This window comes from Mesorhizobium sp. RSR565B (assembly GCF_054719465.1).
Window position 1 is genome coordinate 5448936 of sequence record NZ_JBTTIE010000001.1, and the last position, 24016, is coordinate 5472951.

General features: G+C 63.2%; 20 protein-coding genes. 12 read left to right on the forward strand and 8 right to left on the reverse strand.

The window, feature by feature from the left end; all coding sequences use genetic code 11:
- Positions 1 to 47: 47 nt before the first annotated feature.
- Positions 48 to 554 (reverse strand): DUF982 domain-containing protein, encoded by a 507-nt coding sequence (locus tag ACYG9R_RS26255; protein ID WP_373432840.1) that lies wholly within the window; start codon positions 552 to 554, stop codon positions 48 to 50.
- On the opposite strand from ACYG9R_RS26255, the gene ACYG9R_RS26260 reads away from it, so the two are divergent.
- The 5 genes from ACYG9R_RS26260 to ACYG9R_RS26280 all read left to right on the forward strand — a co-directional run bounded on the left by ACYG9R_RS26260 (position 540) and on the right by ACYG9R_RS26280 (position 8176).
- Positions 540 to 1601 carry a glycosyltransferase family 4 protein gene (locus tag ACYG9R_RS26260; RefSeq protein ID WP_023738733.1) on the forward strand — a complete coding sequence of 354 codons (1062 nt, stop codon included), beginning with the start codon at positions 540 to 542 and terminating at the stop codon, positions 1599 to 1601. The two genes, ACYG9R_RS26255 and ACYG9R_RS26260, sit on opposite strands and share 15 nt — an antisense overlap.
- Positions 1602 to 1644: 43 nt before the next feature.
- Positions 1645 to 3807, forward strand: coding sequence for an amylo-alpha-1,6-glucosidase (locus ACYG9R_RS26265; protein ID WP_023688553.1), 2163 nt, complete (start codon positions 1645 to 1647; stop codon positions 3805 to 3807).
- Between the two features lie 144 nt (positions 3808 to 3951).
- The gene (locus ACYG9R_RS26270) at positions 3952 to 5733 is read left to right on the forward strand and encodes an alpha,alpha-trehalose-phosphate synthase (UDP-forming) (protein WP_023824879.1); all 1782 of its coding nucleotides are present in this window, start codon (positions 3952 to 3954) and stop codon (positions 5731 to 5733) included.
- Positions 5730 to 6518 (forward strand): trehalose-phosphatase, encoded by a 789-nt coding sequence (gene otsB, locus ACYG9R_RS26275; protein ID WP_023672690.1) that lies wholly within the window; start codon positions 5730 to 5732, stop codon positions 6516 to 6518. Before ACYG9R_RS26270 ends, otsB begins: the two co-directional genes overlap by 4 nt.
- 200 nt (positions 6519 to 6718) lie before the next feature.
- Positions 6719 to 8176: an NCS1 family nucleobase:cation symporter-1 gene (locus ACYG9R_RS26280; protein ID WP_023824878.1), complete on the forward strand. Its 1458-nt coding sequence runs from the start codon at positions 6719 to 6721 to the stop codon at positions 8174 to 8176.
- Between the two features lie 103 nt (positions 8177 to 8279).
- On the opposite strand, the gene ACYG9R_RS26285 is transcribed toward ACYG9R_RS26280, so the two are convergent.
- From ACYG9R_RS26285 to tpiA, 5 genes are all read right to left on the reverse strand, one after another.
- Positions 8280 to 8816 carry a DUF1697 domain-containing protein gene (locus ACYG9R_RS26285; protein ID WP_031199802.1) on the reverse strand — a complete coding sequence of 179 codons (537 nt, stop codon included), beginning with the start codon at positions 8814 to 8816 and terminating at the stop codon, positions 8280 to 8282.
- Between the two features lie 24 nt (positions 8817 to 8840).
- The gene (locus ACYG9R_RS26290) at positions 8841 to 10478 is read right to left on the reverse strand and encodes a CTP synthase (RefSeq protein WP_081726938.1); all 1638 of its coding nucleotides are present in this window, start codon (positions 10476 to 10478) and stop codon (positions 8841 to 8843) included.
- A gap of 155 nt (positions 10479 to 10633) precedes the next feature.
- Positions 10634 to 11752, reverse strand: coding sequence for a L,D-transpeptidase (locus ACYG9R_RS26295; protein WP_023693456.1), 1119 nt, complete (start codon positions 11750 to 11752; stop codon positions 10634 to 10636).
- A 201-nt stretch (positions 11753 to 11953) separates the two neighbouring features.
- Positions 11954 to 12442 (reverse strand): preprotein translocase subunit SecG, encoded by a 489-nt coding sequence (gene secG, locus ACYG9R_RS26300; protein ID WP_023693455.1) that lies wholly within the window; start codon positions 12440 to 12442, stop codon positions 11954 to 11956.
- A 196-nt stretch (positions 12443 to 12638) separates the two neighbouring features.
- The gene (gene tpiA, locus ACYG9R_RS26305; RefSeq protein ID WP_023688559.1) at positions 12639 to 13409 is read right to left on the reverse strand and encodes a triose-phosphate isomerase; all 771 of its coding nucleotides are present in this window, start codon (positions 13407 to 13409) and stop codon (positions 12639 to 12641) included.
- Between the two features lie 147 nt (positions 13410 to 13556).
- On the opposite strand from tpiA, the gene ACYG9R_RS26310 reads away from it, so the two are divergent.
- From ACYG9R_RS26310 to ACYG9R_RS26330, 5 genes are read left to right on the forward strand one after another with little or no spacing between them, the layout of a single operon-like run.
- The gene (locus ACYG9R_RS26310) at positions 13557 to 15452 is read left to right on the forward strand and encodes a peptidylprolyl isomerase (protein WP_023824876.1); all 1896 of its coding nucleotides are present in this window, start codon (positions 13557 to 13559) and stop codon (positions 15450 to 15452) included.
- A 31-nt stretch (positions 15453 to 15483) separates the two neighbouring features.
- Entirely contained in the window at positions 15484 to 16494 is a 1011-nt protein-coding gene (trpD, locus tag ACYG9R_RS26315) for an anthranilate phosphoribosyltransferase (protein ID WP_023684712.1), read from the forward strand.
- A 3-nt stretch (positions 16495 to 16497) separates the two neighbouring features.
- Positions 16498 to 17310: an indole-3-glycerol phosphate synthase TrpC gene (gene trpC, locus ACYG9R_RS26320; RefSeq protein WP_023684711.1), complete on the forward strand. Its 813-nt coding sequence runs from the start codon at positions 16498 to 16500 to the stop codon at positions 17308 to 17310.
- A 2-nt stretch (positions 17311 to 17312) separates the two neighbouring features.
- On the forward strand, positions 17313 to 17795 hold the full coding sequence (moaC, locus tag ACYG9R_RS26325) for a cyclic pyranopterin monophosphate synthase MoaC (RefSeq protein WP_023824875.1): 483 nt from the start codon (positions 17313 to 17315) through the stop codon (positions 17793 to 17795).
- Positions 17796 to 19001, forward strand: a complete 1206-nt coding sequence (locus tag ACYG9R_RS26330) for a molybdopterin molybdotransferase MoeA (protein ID WP_023693454.1) — start codon at positions 17796 to 17798, stop codon at positions 18999 to 19001.
- A 45-nt stretch (positions 19002 to 19046) separates the two neighbouring features.
- Here the strand turns inward: ACYG9R_RS26330 and ACYG9R_RS26335 are convergent, their stop codons facing one another.
- The gene (locus ACYG9R_RS26335; protein WP_023693453.1) at positions 19047 to 19877 is read right to left on the reverse strand and encodes an alpha/beta hydrolase; all 831 of its coding nucleotides are present in this window, start codon (positions 19875 to 19877) and stop codon (positions 19047 to 19049) included.
- A gap of 166 nt (positions 19878 to 20043) precedes the next feature.
- Between ACYG9R_RS26335 and ACYG9R_RS26340 the strand changes: the two genes are divergently transcribed.
- Entirely contained in the window at positions 20044 to 21669 is a 1626-nt protein-coding gene (locus ACYG9R_RS26340) for an AMP-binding protein (protein ID WP_023824874.1), read from the forward strand.
- Positions 21666 to 22502: a tryptophan 2,3-dioxygenase gene (kynA, locus tag ACYG9R_RS26345; RefSeq protein WP_023748414.1), complete on the forward strand. Its 837-nt coding sequence runs from the start codon at positions 21666 to 21668 to the stop codon at positions 22500 to 22502. Before ACYG9R_RS26340 ends, kynA begins: the two co-directional genes overlap by 4 nt.
- A 106-nt stretch (positions 22503 to 22608) precedes the next feature.
- Here kynA and kynU read toward each other — a convergent pair whose 3' ends face one another.
- Positions 22609 to 23853, reverse strand: a complete 1245-nt coding sequence (gene kynU, locus ACYG9R_RS26350) for a kynureninase (RefSeq protein WP_023824873.1) — start codon at positions 23851 to 23853, stop codon at positions 22609 to 22611.
- Positions 23854 to 24016 lie beyond the last annotated feature (163 nt).

The window sequence follows — 24016 nt, forward strand, 5'->3', positions numbered from 1 at the left end:
CGCCGCCAAAGCCCGGGTGTTCAATAGCCAAATGGCTGGACCGGCGCCTAGCGCCTCAGCGCGTGGACTTCCGCCATGCTTTCGCCGCCCATCGGCAGGGCCATGTCATCATCGAGCAGCCGGGTGATGCGGGCAAAGCCCGTAAACGCCTTCCTGGCTGCTTCGGCCGACATTCTGCCCGACAGGGCCGCGGAGCAGCAATTCACGGCGCACTGATACACAGGCCCACGCCGTCCCAATGGCCATTTCTGCAAAAAGACCATCGCTTCGGCAACGCTATCGACTTCCTCGACGGGGTGTCCCTGCCCGCGCGCAATGCGCACGGGCGTAAAGAAATGCAAGCGGTCCATTTTGTTCTCTCCCTGGTCGGCCGCAGCGCGAACCAACCCTACTAAATTCGCGGATGGCGCGTTTGTTCCGCTTATTGCAAAAAAATCTGCGCTGGTGGGCTTGGGTTGCCGACGCCCGCTTTTGTCCGGAACGTTAGGCCGGCTGATGCATTTCGCTCTCGTGATTGCCTTGAGGGACACGTTCAAACCATGCGCATAGCCCATGTCGCCCCTTTGCACGAATCGGTGCCACCCCTTCTCTATGGCGGCACCGAGCGCATCGTTTCCTATCTGACCGAAGGGCTGGTCGAACTCGGCCATGAGGTGACGCTGTTCGCCAGCGGCGACAGCCGGACGTCGGCCAGACTGATACCAGGTCGCGAACGCGCGCTACGCCTCGATCCGCGCCCGCTGAAATCGGACACGGCGGCGCATCTTGCGATGCTTGCCGATGTGAGGAACCGAGCCCACGACTTTGATATCATTCATTTTCACCTCAGCCATCTCCTGCATTTCTCGTTCTTCGAGACCATGCCGGACAAGACGGTGACGACGCCTCATGGCCGGCTCGATTATGTCGATCTGGCGCCAGCCTATGAGCGTTTTCCGCGCTTTCCGCTGATCTCGATCTCGCATAGCCAGAAGACCGGGCTTGCGAATGCCAATTGGCTGGCCACCATCCATCACGGGCTGCCGACGGGTCTCTATCAGCCGACCTTCGAGACGGCGGCAGGCGAACCATACCTCGCCTTTCTCGGCCGGCTTTCGCGCGACAAGCGGCCGGACCGGGCCATCGACATCGCCTTGCGCTCGGGCATGAAACTCAAGCTGGCGGCCAAGATCGGCGACGATGATCGCGCCTATTTCCATGAGACGATCGAGCCGTTGATCGATGGCGACCGCATCGACTATGTCGGCGAGATCGCCGAGAGTGAGAAGACTGAATTCCTCGGCAATGCCGCTGGTCTGCTGTTTCCGATAGACTGGCCCGAGCCGTTCGGCCTTGCCGCGATCGAGGCGATGGCGTGCGGTACGCCAACCATCGGCTGGAACTGCGGTGCGTTGCCGGAAGTCATCGACCATGGCGTTACCGGATTTGTCGTCGATTCTCTCGACGCCGCGGTCGCCGCGGTGCCGGCCTTGCTGCAACTCGACCGGCGAAAGGTGCGCGCCGTCTTCGAAAGTCGGTTCTCCGCCAACAGGATGGCGCGCGACTATCTCACTGCCTATGCGCGTCTCATCGGCGCCCCGGCTGAATCGAAAGCGTCGTGAACGACGGCGGACGTTCCGAGCCCGAAACAGAGATTTGTGACTGATGACCGAACTTGACGAGCGCAAGCTCGACCCTGCCGTGGCCCTTGCCTCCCTGGACGAAACCGCGCCGCGCGAGCCGCACCGGCTGTTTGCCCTAAAGCAAGGCGACTGTTTTGCCGTGGCCGATGCCTACGGCGATATCAGGGGTGCGGGCGACGGTTTCTTCCGTGACGACACCCGGGTGCTGTCGGAGTTCAGGCTCACCGTCGGCGGCCGGCAGACATCGCTGCTCGGCGCCTCCCTCAGCCAGGACAATGTGCTGTTCACCAGCAATATGACCAATTTGCCGATGCAAAGCGTCGGTGGCCGCGACATCCCGCAGGGCGCCATCCATATCGAGCGCGTCAGGCTGTTGTGGCAGGACCGGCTGTTCGAGCGCATCACCCTTTCCAACTACAGCCAGGAGCATTCGGCAATCCGCGTCTCGCTGCATTTTGCCGCCGATTTCCGGGACATGTTCGAGGTCCGCGGTTCGACCCGGCCGAAGCGCGGAATGGCGCATGCAGCGGAGATCGAGCCTGCCTCGGTGCTGCTGCGCTATGACGGACTGGACGGGCTGGCGCGGGTGTCGGCGATCTCGTTCTCTCAGCCGCCGGACCAGTTGAGCGCCGAGCGCGCGGATTTCCTCATCGCAGTGACCAAGCGCAGCAGCAAGATGCTTTACGTCGAGGTCGGCGCGGAACTGACCGAAACGCCCGACCGCGACCGCTTCCGGGCGGCCGCGGCGCGCGCCCGTTTCGGCATGCGGGCCAAGCGCCGCCATGGCGCGACGGTGCACAGTTCGGGTCGCGTCTTCAACGATTGGGTCGAACGCGCCCGCGCGGATGTCGCCTTGCTGACCACCGAGTTGTCGACCGGCCCCTACCCCTATGCCGGCATCCCCTGGTTTTCGACGGCCTTCGGCCGTGACGGCGTCATCTCGGCGCTGCAGATGCTATGGCTCAACCCCGGCCTGGCGCGCGGCGTGCTTGCCTTCCTCGCCCAGCACCAGGCGACCGAGACATCGCCTTTCAGCGACTCGCAGCCCGGCAAGATCATGCACGAGACGCGCAAGGGCGAGATGGTGGCGCTGCAGGAACTGCCTTTCGGCCGCTACTATGGCGGCGTCGATACCACGCCGCTCTACATCCACCTCGCCTGCGCCTATGCCGAACGCACCGGCGACATGGACTTCATCGCCAGCCTGTGGCCGTCTCTCTGCGCCGCCGCCAAGTGGACGGAAGAGGCGAGCCGCGCAACCGGCTTCGTCACCTATCAGCGCGCTGCCGAATCCGGCCTTGCGAACCAGGGCTGGAAGGACAGCTTCGACTCCGTCTTCCACGCCGACGGGCGCATTCCCAAGGGGCCGATCGCGCTGGTCGAAGTGCAGGGTTATGTCTTCGCCGCCTTCAGGGGCCTTGCCGCTCTCGCCCGCCGCCGGGGCGAGTTCGCGCAGGCCGAGCACTGGGAAAATCGCGCCGAAGAGATGCGGATCGCCGTCGAGCGTGATTTCTGGCTGGACGATCTCGGGTTCTATGCGCTGGCGATCGACGGCGCCGGAGAGCCGTGCAAGGTGCGCACCTCGAATGCCGGACACCTGCTCTATGTCGGCCTGCCCGAACCGGCGCGGGCTAAGATGGTCGCCGACCAGTTGCTTTCGGCTTCCTTCCACTCCGGCTGGGGGGTGCGAACGCTTTCCGACGATGCTGTGCTGTTCAACCCGATGTCGTACCACAATGGTTCCATCTGGCCGCATGACACGGCGATGTGCGGCGCCGGCCTGGCGCGGTTCGGCGAGCGTGACAGCGTGGTGCGGCTGATGAGCGGTACGTTCGAATCGGCAGTGCATTTCAACATGCGACTGCCGGAACTGTTCTGCGGTTTCACCCGCTCGCCGGGCGAAGCGCCGATCGCCTACCCCGTCGCCTGCCTGCCGCAAGCGTGGTCGGCAGGCTCGGCCTTCATGCTGATGCAGGCGTGCCTCGGTCTGGAAATCGACGGCTGGAACGGCGAAATCCACGTCACTCGACCCCGTTTGCCGATCGGCATCGATACGCTGACGCTCAGGCATCTGGGTGTCGGCGAAAAGAGGGTCGATCTTACCTTCCAGCGCGTCGGCGACCGCGTCGTCGCCTTTCTCGCCGACCGCCATGAAGGGCTGGTTCCGCTGATCGTGCGGACATGATCTGAACGGCCTTCAACGGGAACCGAACCCAGGGTTTGTGCGTTGCGAAAAACACAGGTTCTCACGGGCGATCGTCGGCTGCGAACACTCAAATCGAACCATGAAGAAAAAGGCCCTGGCGGCCAAAATTGAGTTGGAATTGGAATGACTGATTATGGCATGGCCCTGCTCTGGGTCTTGATCCTTGCAAGCCTTGGCCTTTCGATTCTAGCCGTTATGTTATCGATCTCCAGGCAACGTCGTAGCCATAGCTTGACGGTTGCACCGACTGCCGGCGAGGACGTCGCATCGGAAGCGACGCGCAAGGTCTTGCGGGAGTTCGAGAAGAACGGACAATCTCCCGACGCGGCGCTGGTGAACTGGTCGCCCGACACCTTGCGCAAGATACTTGCCGACGACCTGCCGGACGCGCAGGTCATCGTCGTCTCGAACCGAGAACCCTATATCCACAACATCAAGGACGACGGCGTCGAGCTTCTGGTGCCGGCCAGCGGCCTGGTGTCGGCGCTTGAGCCTATCACCCGCGCCTGCAGCGGCACCTGGATCGCCTATGGCGGCGGAACGGCGGATCGTCTGACGGTCGATAGCAACGATCGGGTTCAGGTGCCGCCGGACAATCCGTCCTATACGCTGCGCCGCGTGTGGCTGAGCGACGACGAATATCAGGGCTACTATCTCGGCTTTGCCAATGAAGGGCTTTGGCCGCTCTGCCATATCGCCTTCACCCGGCCGGTCTTCCGTGCCTCGGACTGGGAGGCCTATGAGGCCGTCAACCGCAAATTCGCCGATATGGTGGTTGCCGAGGCGCGCAATGAGCGGCCGATCGTGCTGGTTCAGGATTACCATTTCGCGCTCCTGCCGCGCATGATCCGCGAGCGCCTGCCGGAGGCGATCATCATCACCTTCTGGCACATCCCGTGGCCGAACTCCGAAGTGTTCAGCATCTGCCCATGGCGCGAACGCGTTCTTGATGGACTGCTCGGGAGCTCGATCATCGGCTTTCACACCCAGTTTCATGCCAATAATTTCACTGAAAGCGTAGACAGGTTCCTGGAAAGCCGCATCGAGCGCGCCGACGCCGCGATCTCGTATGGCGGGCGGACGACCCTGGTGCACGCCTATCCCATCTCCATCGAATGGCCGGCCGAACTCCTGGCCAAACTGCCACCGGTCGAGGAAAGCCGCGCCCGCCTGCGTGAGCGGTTCGGCCTGTCGGCGGACGTCAAGCTGTGCGTCGGCGTCGAGCGCCTGGACTACACCAAGGGCATCCTCGACCGCTTCCATGCGCTGGACGAATTGTTTACGCGCCACCCCGAGTGGATCGGCAAGGTAGTGTTCCTGCAGATTGCTGCCCCAAGCCGCGGCACGCTGCCGGCCTACCAGCAATTGCACGATGAATGCCTGCGTTATGCCAACGAGCTCAACCAGCGCTACGGTCATGACGGCTACAAGCCCGTGGTCATGGTGGCTGAGCACCATTCGCAGCAACAGGTCTATGAGATCTATCGCGCCGCCGACATCTGCATGGTCACCAGCCTGCATGACGGCATGAACCTCGTAGCCAAGGAATTCGTCGCCGCGCGTGACGACGAACAGGGCGTGCTGTTGCTCAGCACGTTTGCCGGCGCGTCGCGCGAACTGCTGGAAGCACTGATCGTCAATCCTTACGACGCGGCGATGATGAGCCAGGTGCTGCTGCAGGCGCTGACCATGTCACCGGACGAACAACGCGAGCGCATGCGCCCGATGCGCGAAATAGTGCGCGACAACAATGTCTTTCGCTGGGCCGGCAGCATGCTGCTCGATGCGGCGCGCCTGCGCAAACGCGGCGACCTCGAAAGAGCGACAAGTGTCGCCGAGCGGCCCGCAAACACCGGCAGCAACATCGTCTCACTGTTCGACCGCATGCGGAAGGTGGCGTCATGAATAGCCTGTCGAAAGCACCGGGCCTGCCAACCGCACCCGACCTGCCGGAAGGACAATGGGCGCTTTTCCTCGATATCGACGGCACGTTGCTGGAGCACGCGGCGCACCCCGACGCCGTGTCCGTAAGCGACGAACTGCGCAACCTCCTCGGCGTCGTCGATGAACGGCTGGACGGCGCTGTCGCCTTTATCACCGGCCGCTCGGTCGAAGGCGCCGACCGCCTGTTTCATCCGTTGAAGCTGCGTGTTGCCGGTCTCTATGGGCTGGAACACCGGCTGACGCCGGACGGCCCGGTCGTTACCGCCGATGCTCCCGCCGATATCGCTGCCCTTGCCGACGCCATCGAGGCCGAACTGGATGACGGCCTTGTTCATATCGAGCGCAAGGGTCCGATCCTCGCCATCCATACGCGTGCGGCGCCGCATCTGCTGGCCAGGGCAACGCATCTTGCCGAACAGGCATTGACCGAGCTTCCCAAGGGCTATCGGGTTATCCCGGGCAATGCCGGCGTCGAACTCATGCCGCTCGAAGCAGCCAAGGGCGCTGCCGTGCGGCGTTTCATGGCAATCCCGCCCTTTGCCGGACGGCGGCCGGTCTTTCTCGGCGACGACACCGCCGACGAAAACGGTTTCGAGGCGATCAACGAGGCCGGCGGCATCTCGATCCGGGTCAAGCCGCGTGGGCCGACCGTGGCCCAATACAGGCTCGATGATGTCACCTGCGCGATAGCTTGGCTTGCCGCCAATTTCGACGCATCACCGGCCCTCAACCGCAAAGCGTCCTGATCGCTGCCGTCTGCGGGTCGAATCAAGATCGCCGCGATTGCGCCGACCTTCGCCAAAAGCCGATCGATAAGCGCTGTTCTCATTGAATATCTTTAAGGCCAAAGCCGGCAAATGGATTGCTTGCCGGTTCCCCTGCGTCAGGCATAACCTGCGCAGTCGACGCGTGAGGGCGCGTGCGGCATCAAGGGGAGGACATCGCAATGACCATACAAGGCGCATCACCCGATCTATACAATGAGGATTTGGCTCCGGCCAAAGTCCGAAACTGGGGGCCGTTCTCGATCTTCAACGTCTGGACGTCGGACGTCCACAGCCTCTGGGGCTACTATCTCGCCGCAAGCCTGTTCCTGTTTTGCGGCGGCTTCGTCAATTTCATCATCGCCATCGGCATCGGTTCGCTGATCATCTACGCGCTGATGAACATGGTCGGCTATGCCGGCGTGAAGACCGGCGTGCCCTACCCCGTGCTGGCGCGCGCGTCCTTCGGCATCTGGGGCGCCAACATTCCGGCCCTGGTGCGCGCCATCGTCGCCTGCTTCTGGTACGGCGCGCAGACGGCAGCGGCATCGGGCGCGATCGTGGCGTTGCTGATCCGCTCGCAATGGTTCGCCGATTTCAACGCCAACACGCATTTCCTCGGCCATACGGGTCTGGAAGTGATCTGTTTTGTGGTCATCTGGGCACTGCAATTGCTGATCATCCAGAACGGCATGGAAACGGTGCGACGCTTCCAGGATTGGGCCGGACCGGCGGTGTGGGTGATGATGTTGATCCTGGCGATCTATCTCTGTGTAAAATCCGGGAGATTTGCCTTCACCAGCGACATCCCGATGGATGTGCTGCTCGACAAGACAAAGGATGCCGGCGTACCCGGAACCCCTGGCTCCTGGACGTCGCTGTTTGCGGTGGCCGCGATCTGGGTCACCTATTTCTCGGCGCTCTATCTCAATTTCTGCGATTTCGCCCGCTATGCCCCAGACAAGGCATCGCTGCGCAAGGGCAATATCTGGGGCCTGCCGATCAACCTCATCCTGTTCTCGCTGGTCGCCGGCGTGACCACCATCGCTGCCTTCGATGTGTATGGCGAAGTGCTTCTGCATCCCGACCAGATCTCGGCGAAATTCGACAGCTGGTTCCTGGCAGCGCTTGCAGCCCTGACTTTTGCCGTGGCGACGCTCGGCATCAATGTGGTGGCAAACTTCGTCTCGCCGGCCTTCGACTTCTCCAACGTCTTTCCCCGGCAGATCGACTTCAAGAAGGGCGGCTATATCGCGGCCGTGATCGCGCTGGTGCTTTATCCCTTCGCGCCGTGGGAAGGCAGTGCCGCGTCTTTCGTCAACGTCATCGGCGCGACGATGGGGCCGATCTTCGGGGTGATGATGGTCGACTACTATCTGATCCGGAAGGGCGAGGTCGACGTCGAGGCACTGTACCGCGAAGGTGGCGAGTTCCGCTTCCAGGGCGGCTGGCACGTCAACGCCTTCATAGCCGCCGGCATCGGCGCCATCTTCTCCTCGGTCCTGCCGAACTTCACCAATTTGCTGCCGGCATGGTGGGGCGTTTATGGCTGGTTTTTCGGCGTCGGCATTGCAGGGGTCATCTACTACGTCCTTCGCACCGCCGCCCTTGGCGCAGGGGCCAGGACGGCGAAGGCGTGAAATGAGAGATAGGGAGTAGTCAGTAGTCAGTAGTCAGTAGTCAGTAGTCAGTAGGGAATAATATACCCCTACTCCCTACTCCCTACTCCCTACTCCCTACTCCCTACTCCACCATCTCAGCCAACCTCCGCACCGTGTTCCAGTTGCGTGCGGTGCCGATGCCCATGCGCTTGTGGTTCATGGCAGCGAGCAGCCGCGAGCTTGGTCGCTGGCGCGAAAAGACGACCCAGATGTCACCGTCGACCGAAGCCACCTTCTCGTCCTCGGCGGCATAGGCCTGGAGCGCGGCCACACCATCCGCTGGCGCTGGCTCGCGCATCACCCGCACGGCCACCTGATCGCCTGCCTCGGCAGAGTCGGCCGGGAATGGGTTGCCGGCGGCAAGTTTCAGCCAATCCTCGGCAGTGCGCACGATGATGACGACATTGCGGCCGAAGGTTTTTTCGAAGGCCGTTTCCAACCGCTGTTCCAGCTTGGCGATGCCAGTCGCCCGTGTCTCGAAGACCAGATTGCCGGTCGCCACCAGGGTGCGCGGGTTCTTCAGCCCAAGCTGTTCAGCCATCGCCTTGAGGTCGGCCATGACGACCCGGCGGCCTTCGCCGAGGATAATGCTGTAGAGCAGCGCAACATAGGTCTGCATCAGCTGCGAAACCTCACCGTGGCCCTAGACCAGTCGCGACTGGTCCACCGCGGCCGAGATGAAGCTGGCGAACAGGGGATGCGGCTCCAGCGGCCGGCTCTTCAGCTCCGGATGGTACTGGACGCCGATGAACCAGGGATGGTCGGGGTATTCGACCGTTTCCGGCAGCACGCCGTCGGGCGACATGCCGGCAAACACCAGGCCGCAATCTTCCAGCCGCTCCTTGTAGTCGATATTGACCTCGTAGCGGTGGCGATGGCGCTCGGAAATCTGGGTGTCGCCATAGATGTCGGCGATCTTCGAACCCTCGGCGAGTTCAGCCTGATAGGCGCCAAGCCGCATGGTGCCGCCGAGATCGCCCGTTTCGCGGCGCTTCTCCAGCATGTTGCCTTTCAGCCATTCGGTCATCAGGCCGACGACCGGCTCGTCGGTCGGACCGAATTCGGTCGACGAGGCGTGTTCGACGCCGGCCAGCGAGCGCGCTGCCTCGATGCAGGCCATCTGCATGCCGAAGCAGATGCCGAAATACGGCACCTTGCGCTCGCGGGCGAATTTCGCCGCCAGGATCTTGCCTTCCGAGCCGCGCTCGCCGAAGCCGCCAGGCACCAGGATGCCATGCACCTTTTCCAGCCACGGCGTGGGGTCTTCCTTCTCGAAAATCTCGCTCTCGATCCAGTCGAGCTTGACCTTGACGCGGTTGGCCATGCCGCCATGCGACAAAGCCTCGATCAGCGATTTGTAGGCATCCTTGAGGCCGGTGTATTTGCCGACAATGGCAATCGTCACCTCGCCCTCCGGATTGTGGATGCGGTTGGACACCGCCTGCCAAGGCTCCATGCGCGGCTTCGGCGCCGGATCGATACCGAAGGCGGCCAGCACTTCCGAATCGAGCCCTTCCTTGTGGTAAGCCATCGGCACGTCATAGATGTGGGGCACGTCGAGCGCCTGGATGACGGCACTTTCGCGCACATTGCAGAACAGCGACAGTTTTCTGCGCTCTTCCTTGGGGATGGCGCGGTCGGCGCGGACCAGCAGGATATCGGGCGCGATGCCGATGCCGCGCAGTTCCTTGACCGAATGCTGGGTCGGCTTGGTCTTCAACTCGCCGGCCGTGGGGATGTAAGGCATCAAGGTCAGGTGGACATAGACGGCGTTGTTGCGCGGCAGATCGTTGCCGAGCTGGCGGATCGCCTCGAGAAACGGCATCGCCTCGATATCGCCAACCGTACCGCCGATCTCGCACAGCACGAAATCATAGTCGTCATTGCCGTCGAGCACGAAATTCTTGATCTCATCGGTGACATGCGGAATGACCTGCACGGTGGCGCCGAGATAGTCGCCGCGCCGTTCGCGCTCGATGATGTTCTTGTAGATGCGGCCGGTGGTGATGTTGTCTTGCTGGTTGGCCGAGCGGCCGGTGAAGCGCTCGTAATGGCCAAGATCGAGATCGGTCTCGGCGCCGTCATCGGTGACGAAAACCTCGCCATGCTGGTAAGGCGACATCGTTCCGGGATCGACATTGAGATAGGGATCGAGCTTTTTGATGCGTGCGCGATAGCCTCGCGCCTGCAAGAGAGCCCCAAGGGCCGCTGCAGCGATGCCTTTTCCAAGTGAGGAAACCACGCCGCCTGTGATGAATACATATCGCGCCATGGGAGTCATCGCTTAACGCGGCCGAATTGATTCCGCCAGAGAAAAAACCGCCGCTGAGGCTTTTTCCAGAGAAGGCGCGATAGTCCCGAGGTTCGAGACCGGTGTTTTGGTCAAAACAAAAGGGCCGGCAAAAGCCGGCCCCTTTCGGCAGGTTTGTGAAAGCGTCAGATGATGACGACCTTGGTGCCGACCCTGACGCGGCTGTAGAGGTCCATGACGTGCTCGTTGATCATGCGGAAGCAGCCATTGGAGGCGCTGGTTCCGATCGACTGCGGCGCGATGGTGCCGTGGATGCGCAGATGCGTGTCCTTCTTGCCGTCGTAGAGATAGATGGCGCGGGCGCCGAGCGGGTTCTGGCCGCCGCCGGGCATGCCGTCCTTGTACTGGCCATAATGCTTGGGTTCGCGCTTCTGCATGTCGAGCGTCGGGATCCAGCGCGGCCATTCCTGCTTGTCGCCAACGGCAACCTTGCCCTTGAACTGCAGGCCTTCGCGGCCGACCGCGATCGCATAGCGGCGGGCGGTGAAAGCCGATTCGACGAGGTAGAGGCGGCGCGCGCTGGTATCGATGACGATCGTACCCGGCTCATAGCCGCTGAATTCGACGTCCTGCGGCACGAATTCCGGCTTCACCTTGAACTGTTTCTTGGCTTGCCGCTTGGCGAGAGCCTGGTCGAGCGCGCGTGTTTCGGGGAGATAGGCAATCGACGAGGCAGAGGACGTGCCGCCGAACAGGCCGGCGAACAGTCCGCCACTCGTCGGCTTCTGGCCCGGGGCCTCGCTGCGCAATTCGCCATTGTTGCCGGTCAGCGCGATATTCATCGCTTCGGCCGGAAGCGGTTCAGCCGATTCGATCGGCTCGATCGGCGCGATCGGGTCAACCGGAGCGATGATCTTGGTGGTCTTCTTGCCTGGCTTGGCGTCGGCAACCACGACCGGCTTGCCCTTGCTTGCCAGGAACGCCTGGCGCTGGGCATCGGCCCTGGCTTTCGCCGCATCGCGCATCGCCAGCTTGCGGGCCTCGAGCGCCTTGACGCGGGCGAGATCCCTGTCGGCGGCGATCTTGTCTTCGAGCTTGCTGATCTGAGCCAGATCATCCGGGCTCGGGTTTTTCTTCTTCTTGAGAAGCTTCAGCTGCGTCGCATCGCTCTTGGCGGCGACGTTGATGACAGCGGTTTTGCCAACCGCCTGCGGTGAGGTCATTGCCGGAGTGCCGGCGAAGACCGCGGAGCTCATGCCGAATACGGCACAAAACCCCATGAAAATGAAGCTGCGAAGCTGCATGGCGAAGATCCGATCGTTCAATGCTTGTTGCCCACGGCGTCGCCCGGCGCCCCCCAAGGGCGCAGAAAGTGCCGCCGGCAATCTATAATCGAAGTGGCGTACGGGCCTCAAGCACGGGGTGCGGTCGAATCTTCGTGATCGTGTGCCATTTGCCGCGACTGTGTTGAAACAACAACAGATCGCGGCATCTGACGCTACCGACTACTGGTTCGGAACCTGCGGTGTCACCGGCAAGGTAACGCCATTGGTAGCCGGCGGCGTAGCCGAATCGGTTGCAGGTGGCGTCGCCGGAGATGGAGCCGTCGCCGGGGCCGTGGTGGCGGGCGGCGTGGTGGCGGCGCCGTTGGCCGCGGGCGCGGCCGGTGCGGTGTTGCCCGAAGGCGGCGTCGGCGCCGTCGTGCCGGGCAACTGATTGAGCACGCCGTTGCCGCTGTCGGCCGGCACGCGGTCGAGAATGTCGATCGGTTTTTCGCCATAGCGGGCAACGATCGAGAGTGTCAGCGACGTCACGAAGAAGGCCGCGGCCAGGATCGCCGTCGCCCGCGTCAGCGCATTGGCGGCGCCACGCGCGGTCATGAAACCGGAACCGCCGCCAATGCCGAGACCACCGCCTTCGGAGCGTTGCAGCAGCACCACGCCGACAAGGGCGAGCACGACCATGAGGTGGATGACGATCAGTACGGTTTCCATATTTTATCCTGGCAAGCCCTGCCGCTCCCTGGCGATCAGGGCCGGTGATTTGGAGGCGGCTCCATACAATGCTTTAACGGCATTTCCAAGCCCGTGGCCGGAATATGGGAAGCAATGCGCCCTTTGCAACGATTTCCGCCGAACTGCTGCGTTCATAAGTCTATGACCGAACTGGTCGGCAACGAAATTCCGGGGCCTACGAGATATTCTGGTATGCCTCGGCGATGGCGAGAAAGTCGGACGCCTTCAGGCTGGCGCCGCCAACCAGCGCGCCATCGACGTTTTTGACGCCTAGCAGTTCGACAGCGTTGGACGCCTTGACCGAGCCGCCATAGAGGATGCGCATCTTGCCGGCCACGGCTGCGCCGAGCGCTTCCGCCAGTTTTTGGCGGATATGCGCGTGCGCCTCCGCCACGTCTTCGGCGGTCGGCGTCAGGCCGGTGCCGATAGCCCATACCGGCTCGTAGGCGATAACGGTGTTGGCGGGCGTTGCGCTCGGTGGCACCGAGCCGGCGACCTGGCGCGATAACACGTCGAGTGCTGTGCCCGCTTCGCGCTCGGCCTTGGTCTCGCCGATGCAGATGATGGCGACGAGCCCTGCCCGCCACGCCGCCGAGGCCTTGGCGAGGACGATGGCATCGTCCTCGCTGCGCTGTTCGCGGCACTCGGAATGGCCGACAATGACGTGGCTGGCGCCCGCATCCTTCAGCATCTCGGCTGAGACGCAGCCGGTGAAGGCGCCGCTTTCCTTGATGTGGCAGTCCTCGCCACCGGCCCGCACCGGCGTGCGCGACAGGATTTCGACGGCGCGCGACAGTAAGGTCGCCGGCACGCAGACCAATGCTTCGGTCTCTGCGTCGAGCCCGCTCATGAAGCCGTTGCCGATCATCCTGAGCTCGTTCAGCGAAGCGCTGGTGCCGTTCATTTTCCAGTTGCCGGCAACGAGCGGTCGAATTCCTGGCGTCATGGGGATCTGGTTCTCCGGGCGACATTGGGGTCTCGCCCTCCCTATCAAAATCAGGCCACAAAGCAATCGACAGTGAGCCGGAAGGGCGCTATTGCGCTTGTTTCAGACTCGGGCGCACGCAAAACTGCGCAAAAATCGGAAGTAACAATGCTTGGTATATTGAGAAGCGCGGCAGGGACCTGGGTCGCGAAAGCCCTGCTGTCGCTGCTGGTGTTGAGTTTCCTTGCCTGGGGCGTCACCACGCGGATGACGGGCGGCTTCCTGGCTGGCCATCATGCGGTGATCACCGCCGGCAGCACCACCGTGTCGATCACCGAGTACCGCCTCGCCTACGATCGCCAGATCGCCATGCTGCAGCAGCAGATCGGCCAGCGCATCAGCCGCGACCAGGCCAAGGCCTATGGCATCGACAACCAGGTGCTGGCTCAGTTGGTGTCCGGCGCCGTCCTTGACGAACAGGCGCGCAAGCTCGGGCTTGGCTTCTCCAAGGACAGGCTGGCCGAACTGACGCGGCAGGAACCCGCCTTCCAAGGCCCGAATGGCCAGTTCGACCGCCGGCTGTTCGAATCCCGGCTGCGCGAACTGGGAATGCGGCCGGAGGATTATCTGAAGAACCGGGCTCAGGTGGCGGTGCGCCAGCAGATCGTCGAAGCGGTTTCGGACGGCCTCAAGGCTCCGGACACCTTCTTCAAGGCAGTTGCGCTCTATCGGGGCGAAGACCGCACCATCGACTATCTGATCTTGCCAAAGGCGTTGGTGGAGCCCATCGAGGCGCCATCCGACAGCGTGCTTCAGGCTTATTTCGAGGCCAACAAGAAAACCTACGCGGCGCCAGAATACCGCAAATTCTCCTATGTCCGGCTCGAGCCCGAAGACATCATGGATGTCAGCGCCGTAACGGACCAGCAGGTCAGCGACGACTACAACAAGAACAAGGGCCGCTACACCACGCCGGAAATGCGCACCATCGAACAGCTGGTGTTCCCTTCCGCGGACGCCGCCAAGGCGGCATCCGATTCGCTGAAGACGGGCGCCACTTTCGACAAGATCGTCACCGCGCAGGGCAAGACCCCGGCCGACACGCTGCTCGGCACGCTCTCCAAGGATAAGATCACCGACAAGGCGGTCGCCGATGCCGCATTCGCGCTTGCCGTCAACGAAGTCAGCCCGGTCGTCCAGGGCGCGTTCGGTCCGGTGCTTTTGCGCGTCACCGAGATCAAACCGGAAACGGTGAAGCCGCTGGCGGAAGTGTCAGACCAGATCCGAAAGGATCTGGCGCTCGGCGAAGCAAGCCGCATCCTGCTCGACGTGCACGACAACTACGAAGACACCCGCGCCGCCGGCAGCACGCTGGCCGAAGCCGCCGCCAAACTGAAGCTCAAGGACGTCACCGTCGAGGCCATAGACCGCACCGGCCTCAAGCCGGACGGCACCATCATCAAGGACCTGCCGGCATCGCCGGACCTGATCAAGGCGGTGTTCGAGGCCGAGCCCAACACCGAGAATCAAGCCCTGACCACGCCTAACAACGGCTTCGTGTTCTATGAACTGACATCGATCACGCCGGCTCGCGACCGCACGCTGGACGAAGTCCGCCAGCGCGTGGTGGCGGACTGGACGACAGAGGAAACGACCAAGCGGCTGACCGCGAAAGCAGACGAACTCGACAAGCGCCTCCAGGCTGGCACCACACTCGACGTCATCGCCGGCGAACTGAAGCTTGAAAAGCAGACCAAGCGCGGCGTGAAGCGCGAGGCCGACGATGTCGATTTCGGCAAGGAGGGTGCTGCTGCGATGTTCGGGGTCGGCGAAGGCGGCACCGGGCTGATCCCCTCGCCCATCGGCGACGGCCAGATCCTGTTCAAGGTCGCCGAAGTGTTCGAGCCGGCCGGAGCCGACGCCAGCTCGGTACCCGACGATGCGCAAAAATCCTTCACGCAAGGCATGTCCGACGATCTGCTCGACCAGCTGGTGGCGCAGTTGCAGACGCAGTACGCCGTCAGCGTCGACCAGGCCGCCGTTTCCCAAGCCCTCGCCCAATGAATGGCCTTAGCCCAATGAACGTCTTGGCCCAATGAGCGCCCTGAAGACCCATATCGCCAAGGTCGCCACGGGAACCGGGCTTACCTTCGAGGAAGCGCGCGAAGCTTTCGACATCATCATGTCTGGCGACGCGACGCCGGGCCAGATCGGCGGCTTCCTGATGGCGTTGCGCGTGCGCGGGGAGACCGTGAGCGAGATTTCCGGCGCCGTCGCCACCATGCGTGCCAAGATGCTGCGCGTCGAAGCTCCTGAGGGCGCCATCGACATTGTCGGCACGGGCGGCGACAATTCGCATTCAGTCAACATCTCGACCGCTTCGGCCTTCGTCATTGCCGGCTGCGGCGTGCCGGTCGCCAAGCACGGCAATCGCGGCCTGTCGTCGCTGACGGGCGCTGCCGATGTGCTGGTCGCGCTCGGCGTCAAGATCGATATCCTGCCAGAGGTGATCGGCCGCTGCATCCAGGAGGCCGGCGTCGGCTTCATGTTCGCGCCGGCGCACCACCCTGCGATGAAGCATGTCGGCCCGACCCGCGTCGAGCTCGGCACGCGTACCATCTTCAACCTGCTCGGACCGCTGTCCAATCCGGCTGGCGTCAGCAGGCAGATGGTCGGCGTGTTCCTGCCGGAATGGATCGTGCCGGTGGCCGAGACATTGAAGGCGTTGGGCACCGAGCATGCCTGGGTGGTCCATGGGGATGGCTATGACGAAATCACCACCACCGGCGAAACGCAGGTGGCGGAACTGGCCGGCGGCGAGATCCGCCATTTCACGCTCACCCCGGAAGCCGTCGGCCTGCAGCGCCACACCAAGGACGAGTTGCGCGGCGGCGACGCCGCCTACAATGCCACGGCGTTGCGCGACATGCTGAGAGGTGCTGCCGGGGCCTATCGCGATACGGTGCTGATGAACGCCGGCGCCGGCATGGTGGTGGCCGGCAAGGCGACGACGCTTGCCGACGGCATGGCCGCGGCCACACAGGCCATCGACAGCGGCCGGGCGCTGGGCGTGCTCGACAGGCTGGTCGAGATTTCGAACGGATGAGCCGTGGCTGACATTCTGCGCAAGATCGAGGCCTACAAGCGCGACGAGATCGCGGCGGCGAAGGCGCGGATACCGTTGGCCGAGATCAAGGCGCGAGCCAAGGATGCCGACGCACCGCGTGGCTTTCGGAGGGCGCTTGAGGCGAAGCGCAGATCGGGCAGCTTCGGCCTGATCGCCGAGATCAAAAAGGCAAGCCCATCCAAAGGCTTGATCCGTGCCGATTTCGACCCGCCCGCACTGGCGCAGGCCTATGAGAAAGGCGGTGCCGCCTGTCTTTCGGTGCTGACCGATGCGCCATCCTTCCAGGGCGCGCCGGAATTTCTCACCAATGCACGGAAGGCAGTGTCCCTGCCCGCGCTGCGCAAGGATTTCCTGTTCGACCCTTACCAGGTCTACGAGGCTCGCGCATGGGGCGCCGATGCCATCCTGATCATCATGGCCAGCGTCGATGATGCCTTGGCGAGCGAATTGGAAGCGACCGCGTTCGAACTCGGCATGGACGCGCTGATCGAGGTGCATGACGAGGCCGAGACGCAGCGCGCGGTAAAACTCTCGTCGCAGCTGATCGGCATCAACAACCGCAATCTCAGAACATTCGAGACCAGCCTCGAGACCTCGGAACGGCTGGCATCGATGGTGCCGGGCGGCCGATTGCTGGTCAGCGAGAGCGGAATTTTCACCCACGACGATTGCTTCAGGATGCAAAAGACCGGCATCAGCACCTTCCTCGTCGGCGAGAGCCTGATGCGGCAAGAGGATGTCGCTGCGGCAACGCGGCTGCTTTTGACAGGCAAGGCGAAAGCAGAGGCCATCTGAGGATGGCAGCCGCCCTCACCCATCTCGGCGCCAAGGACGAGGCCAACATGGTCGATGTCGGCGAGAAGGCGGAGACGACGCGCACGGCGGTCGCCGAGGGCTTTGTCTCGATGCGGGCCGAAACCCTGAAGATGATCCTCGACGGCGACGCCAAGAAGGGCGATGTGCTGGGTACCGCGCGCATTGCCGGCATCATGGCTGCCAAGAAAACGCATGAGCTGATCCCACTCTGCCATCCGCTGCTTTTGACCAAGGTGTCGGTCGACATCGAACCGGACACCACGCTGCCCGGCCTCAGGGTCACCGCGCTCGCCCGCGTCACCGGCAAGACCGGGGTCGAGATGGAGGCGCTGACCGCGGCATCTGTCGCGTGCCTGACCATTTACGACATGGCCAAGGCGGTCGACCGCGCCATGGTGATTTCCGGTATAAAGCTGGTGGAAAAGACCGGCGGCAAGTCCGGCGACTACAAGGCGGGTTCGTAAATGGCGCTGGTTCCGGTCGCCGAGGCGCTTCAACGCCTACTCGACGGCGCTGTGGCGTTGCCCGGTGAAAGCGTCGCGCTGGCGGATTCGGCCGGCCGGGTGCTGGCGGAGCCGGTCGTGGCGCTGCGTACCCAGCCGCCTTTCAATGCATCTGCCATGGACGGCTATGCCGCACGGGCGCGGGATGTGGCGACCCTCCCGGCGAGGCTTTCGGTGATCGGCAAGGCGCCTGCAGGGCGAGGCTTTGACGGCGCTGTAGGTAAGGCGGAAGCTGTGCGCATCTTCACCGGCGCGCCGCTGCCGGAAGGCGCAGACACCATCGTCATCCAGGAGAATGTCCGCGATCTCGGCGGTGGCCGGATCGAGGTCACCGAACCGACGGCGAAGAACCGTAACATCCGCCGCCTTGGACTGGATTTTGCCCAAGGCGACGTGCTGCTGGAGAAAGGCCGCGTGCTCGATCCGGCTGCATTGTCGCTGGCGGCGTCGGCCAATCATCCCCGGTTGAACGTGGTGCAACGGCCGCTGGTCGCCATCATCGCCACCGGCGACGAATTGCTGCCACCGGGTAGCGAACCTGGCCCCGACCAGATCATCTCGTCCAACGCCTATGGCGTCGCTGCTGTGGCGCAGTCGGTCGGCGCTCGCGCGCTCGATCTCGGTATAGCGGCCGATCGCAAGGAAGCGATCGCGGCGCTGGTGAAAAAGGCGGTCGATGCGAAAGCCGACGTCATCGTCACGCTCGGCGGCGCCTCGGTCGGCGACCATGATCTCGTCCATGACGTGCTGACCGGCGAAGGCATGAACCTCGACTTCTGGAAGCTCGCCATGCGCCCGGGCAAGCCGCTGATGTTCGGGCGGCTGGGCGATATCAGGTGCATCGGCCTGCCCGGCAATCCGGTGGCGAGCCTGGTCTGCTCGCAATTGTTCCTGAAGCCGTTATTGGCGCAGCTCGGCGGCCGTCCCCACCGGCAGGACATCCGCCAGGCTCAGCTTGGCGCCGCGATGCCGGCCAATGATCTAAGGCAAGACTATGTGCGCGCCGTGGTCCGGGAAGAAGCCGGCGCATTGGTGGCGACGCCGTTCGGCATCCAGGATTCCTCGATGCTGAGAATGCTGGCCGACGCCACCGGCCTGATCGTGCGCGAGCCCTTCGCTCCGGCGGCAGAAGCAGGCGCTGCTTGCAGCGTTCTGATGTTGCGCTGAAGGTCGCGGATCCAAGCCGTTAATTCCAAGAGATAAGACTGGTTGTTACTCCGCCAGCAATGTCCGCGTCAGCGGATGTGTCGGATCGGCAAGCCCGTCGACGATGCTGAAATGATGCCGGTCCGGCTCGACCACTGTGCTGGTCGTGGCGCCGAGGCCGATCCAGATGTTGGCAAGCAGCGCATTCTGGCGCAGGAACTCCGCCCGCTCGCCGCCGCCGGCCCAGCAGGTGATGCGCGCGCCCTGCATGGGGCGCAGCAGAACCGGGCTTTCGGCCAGTGCTTCCGCTTCATCGATGGCCAGTGTCGCGTTCATCCCCGTCCGCATGATCGGCCGCAGATCATGAACCCCGGAGATCGAGACGACATTGCGTATGCGGCCGGCCACATCGGCGGCCAGAGGCGTCGTTGTCGTCACCATCCTGGAGGCGAGATGGCCGCCGGCGGAATGCCCGGTCAGGATCACCGGCCCGCCGACCATCGTCGCCGCCTTGCCGATCGCCGCCGCGATTTCCCTGACGATGCCGGAAATGCGTATGTCGGGACAAAGCGTGTAAGTCGGCATTGCCACGGCAAAGCCATTGGCAACCGCGCCGTTGGCCAGATGCGACCATGGCTTGTTGTCGAACGCCTTCCAGTAACCGCCATGGATGAAGACGACGAGCCCTTTGGGCATGACATCGGGAAGGAACAGATCGAGCCTGTTGCGCGGGCTGTCGCCATAGGCGATGTCGAGCTTGGCCCGACCGGACGCCGACATTGTGTCGCGAAAAGCCTGTGCCGGTGTGTCCCATGCGGCCGGCCAGCGATTGCTGCCGGCAATGTTGTCGCCGTTGGCGTAGGCATTGTCCCAATCGGCAACACGATGTTCGAGCATCTGCATCCCTCCCGGATGGCTTCAGTTCAGTCGACAGGAATGGCCGCCGAACAGGGCGGCGTCAATGCTGCGACCTAAAAACATTTTAGGCTTGAAACAAATTTCGACTGGTGCGATCCTGCGCCTTGTTCAGCCATGGGCGCGAGGCAGACAGGGGCAGCCGAAAATGCTTGGGCCATCAGCGCATATCGACACATTCACGCGTGACAACCTGCCGCCGCCGGAGCAATGGCCGGAGTTTTTGCTCGACGGCTTCGACTATCCCGACCACATAAATGCCGGCGTCGAATTGACCGACAGGCTGGTCGAAAAAGGGTTCGGCGACCACACCGCGCTGATCGGCAATGGCCGCCGCCGCACCTACAAGGAACTGTCCGACTGGACCAACAGGCTCGCCCATGCCCTGGTCGAGAATTATGGCGTCAAGCCGGGCAACCGGGTGCTGATCCGCTCGGCCAACAACCCGGCCATGGTCGCCTGCTGGCTGGCCGCCACCAAGGTTGGCGCGGTGGTCGTCAACACCATGCCGATGCTGCGCGCCGGCGAACTCGCCAAGATCGTCGACAAGGCGGAAATCACGGTTGCGCTTTGCGATACAAGGCTGATGGACGAGATGACCGCCTGCGCCAAGGGCAGTGCGTATCTCAAGCAGGTCATTGGCTTCGACGGCACGGCCAACCATGACGCGGAACTCGACCGCGCCGCCCTCGACAAGCCGGTCACCTTCACTGCCGTCAACACCGGCCGCGACGATGTCGCCCTGCTCGGCTTCACCTCCGGCACCACCGGCGTGCCGAAGGCGACGATGCATTTCCACCGCGACCTGCTGATCATCGCCGACGCCTATGCCCGCGAAATCCTGGAGGTGACGCCCGACGACATCTTCGTCGGCTCCCCGCCCCTTGCCTTTACCTTCGGTCTTGGCGGGCTCGCCATCTTCCCGCTGCGCTTCGGCGCCGCGGCGACGCTGCTGGAACAGGCGACGCCACCCAACATGATCCACATCATCGAGACCTACAAAGCGACCATTTCCTTCACCGCTCCAACCGCCTATCGGGCCATGCTCAAGGCCATGGATCAAGGCGCTGACTTGTCCTCGCTGCGCGTCGCGGTTTCGGCGGGCGAGACGCTGCCGGCGCCTGTCTTCGAGGAATGGACTGAGAAGACCGGCAAGCCGATCCTGGATGGAATCGGCGCCACCGAGATGCTGCATATCTTTATCTCCAACCGCTTCGAGGACATGAAGCCGGCCTCCACCGGCAAACCCGTCGACGGCTATCAGGCACGCATCGTCGATGACGAGATGCGGGAGCTGCCGCGCGGCTCTACTGGCCGGCTGGCGGTGCGCGGCCCGACCGGCTGCCGCTACATGGCCGATGCCAGGCAAAAGGACTATGTCCGCGATGGCTGGAATCTCACCGGCGATACGTTCACGCAGGACGAGGATGGCTTCTTCCACTTCGCCGCGCGTTCCGACGACATGATCGTCAGCGCCGGCTACAACATCGCCGGCCCCGAGGTCGAAGCGGCGCTGCTCTCGCATCCCGACGTCGCCGAATGCGCGGTGACCGGCGCCGAGGACGGTGAACGCGGCCAGATCGTCGAGGCGCATATCGTGCTTGTGCAAGGTGTTTCGCCGGACGCATTGACCGTCAAACGCCTGCAGGACCACGTCAAGGCAACGATCGCGCCCTACAAATATCCGCGTTCGGTGAAGTTCATCGACGCCTTGCCCAAAACCCAGACCGGCAAGATCCAGCGCTTCCGGTTGCGCGCGGAGAAGAGCAATTGATTAAGCCGCACGATCCGGCGTCCGATGGCGCGCAGATGTCGTTCAAGGAGCGGATGTCCTACAGCGACTATCTGCAGCTGGACAAGGTGCTCGATGCGCAGGCGCCGCTGTCTTCGGCCCATGACGAGATGCTGTTCATCATCCAGCATCAGACATCGGAATTGTGGATGAAGCTCGCTTTGCACGAGATCGGCGCCGCGATCCGCTCTATCCGCGCCGACCGCCTCGAACCGAGCTTCAAGATGCTGTCTCGCGTCGCGCGCATCTTCGAGCAGCTCAACAATGCCTGGGACGTGCTGCGCACGATGACGCCAAGCGAATACACCGAGTTTCGCGACGCGCTCGGCCAATCCTCGGGCTTCCAGTCGTGGCAGTACCGCGCTATCGAGTTCATGGCCGGCAACCGCAACCTAGCCATGCTCGGGCCGCACAAGCACCGGCCCGATCTTACGGACAGGCTGGAAGCGATCCTGGCCACGCCGTCGCTGTACGACGAGGCGCTTCTGCTTTTGGCGCGCAATGGCTTCGACATCGGCGCCGATGCCGGGCGCACGGACTGGCGCGAGACGCGCGTCGAGAACGAAGACGTGCTGGCTGCCTGGCAAACCGTCTACCGCGACCCGCAGCGCTACTGGATGCTCTACGAACTGGCCGAGAAGCTGGTCGACTTCGAGGATTACTTCCGCCGCTGGCGCTTCAACCACGTCACCACGGTCGAGCGCATCATCGGCTTGAAGCGCGGCACGGGCGGCACCTCAGGCGCCTCCTATCTGAAGAAGATGCTGGAGGTTGTGCTGTTTCCGGAGCTCTGGACGGTCCGCACCCGGCTCTAGAGCATTTCACCGTTTAACGTAAACGGCGAAATGCTCTAGCTCTTTGATTTGACGCAATTGCGGACGGAAAACCGCTTCACACTTTTCCTGAAATTGCTCTAGTTCCTCAGGTGACCGCGGTCTTCACCGCGAAGCGGGCGTCCTGCCAGGCGCCGGTGCGCAGAATATCCTCCAGGACTTCGACCGCCTGCCAGACATCGCCATATCCGACATAGAGCGGCGTGAAGCCGAAACGGATGGTCGACGGCGCCCGGAAATCGCCGATCACGCCGCGCTCGATCAGCGCGCGCATCACCTGATAGCCATGCGGATGGAGGAACGACACCTGGCTGCCGCGCTGGCTGCCGTCGCGAGGACTTTCCAGTTCAAGCCCGTAGGCGCCGCATCTGGCTTCGACGAGCTGGATAAACAGGTCGGTCAGCGCGATGCTTTTTCTGCGCACCGCCGCCATATCGACGTCGTTCCAGATATCGAGCGCGCCCTTGAGCGCCCGCATCGACAGCACCGGCTGCGTTCCGCACAGGAAGCGGCGAATGCCGCTGCCGACGGCAAAGCCCTGCTCGAAGGCAAACGGCCGCGCATGGCCCCACCAGCCGCTGAGCGGCTGGCTGATATCACCATGGTGGCGCTCGGCCGCGTAGATGAAGGCCGGCGAGCCCGGGCCGCCATTGAGGTATTTGTAGGTGCAGCCGACAGCGAAATCGGCATTGGCACGGTCGAGTTCGACCGGCAAGGCGCCGGCGGTGTGGCAGAGATCCCAGATGATCAGCGCGCCGGCGTCATGTGCCTTGCGCGTCAGCGCCGCCATGTCGCGCAACTGGCCGGATTTGTAGTTGACGTGGTTGACCAGGATGACGGCAACGCTGTCGTCGATCAGGTCCTCGATTGCGGCCGCGTCGACGCCCTCCAGCCGCAGCCGCGTTCCCGGCCGGGTCGAGGCGACGCCTTCGGCCATGTAGAGGTCGGTCGGGAAACTGTCGCCCTCGGCAACGATGACCGACCGATTCGGCCGCATGCCGAGCGCGGCGTGCAGCAGCTTGTAGATGTTGATCGAGGTTGTGTCGCAGACCACCGTCTGCCCGTCAGCCGCGCCGATCAGTCGTCCGAGCTGATCTCCCAGTTCCACCGGCATGTTGAACCAGCCAGCCGTGTTCCAGGCGCGAATGAGGTCGTGCGCCCATTCCTGCGTGGCGGCCTGTTGCAATTCGCTGAAGACGGCTGGTGACGCGGCACCCAGCGAATTGCCGTCGAGATAAATCACGCCTTGCGGTAAGACAAAGCGTCCACGCATGGAGCGCAGCGGATCGGCGGCATCCATTGCTTCGATTGCAGCGAGATCGGGTGTCATCATGATCCGGCGCCCCTCCATGGACAAACGCGCGCGGCGGAGCCTGCCCGCCCAAACATGCCGGCGATCTTGAGTGGTCGCCCTTGAGCTGTCAAACATTATATATAATTCACCCATTGAAAGGCTTTGATATATAATACTCAGCCGAGCGTTTATGTCTGATGGA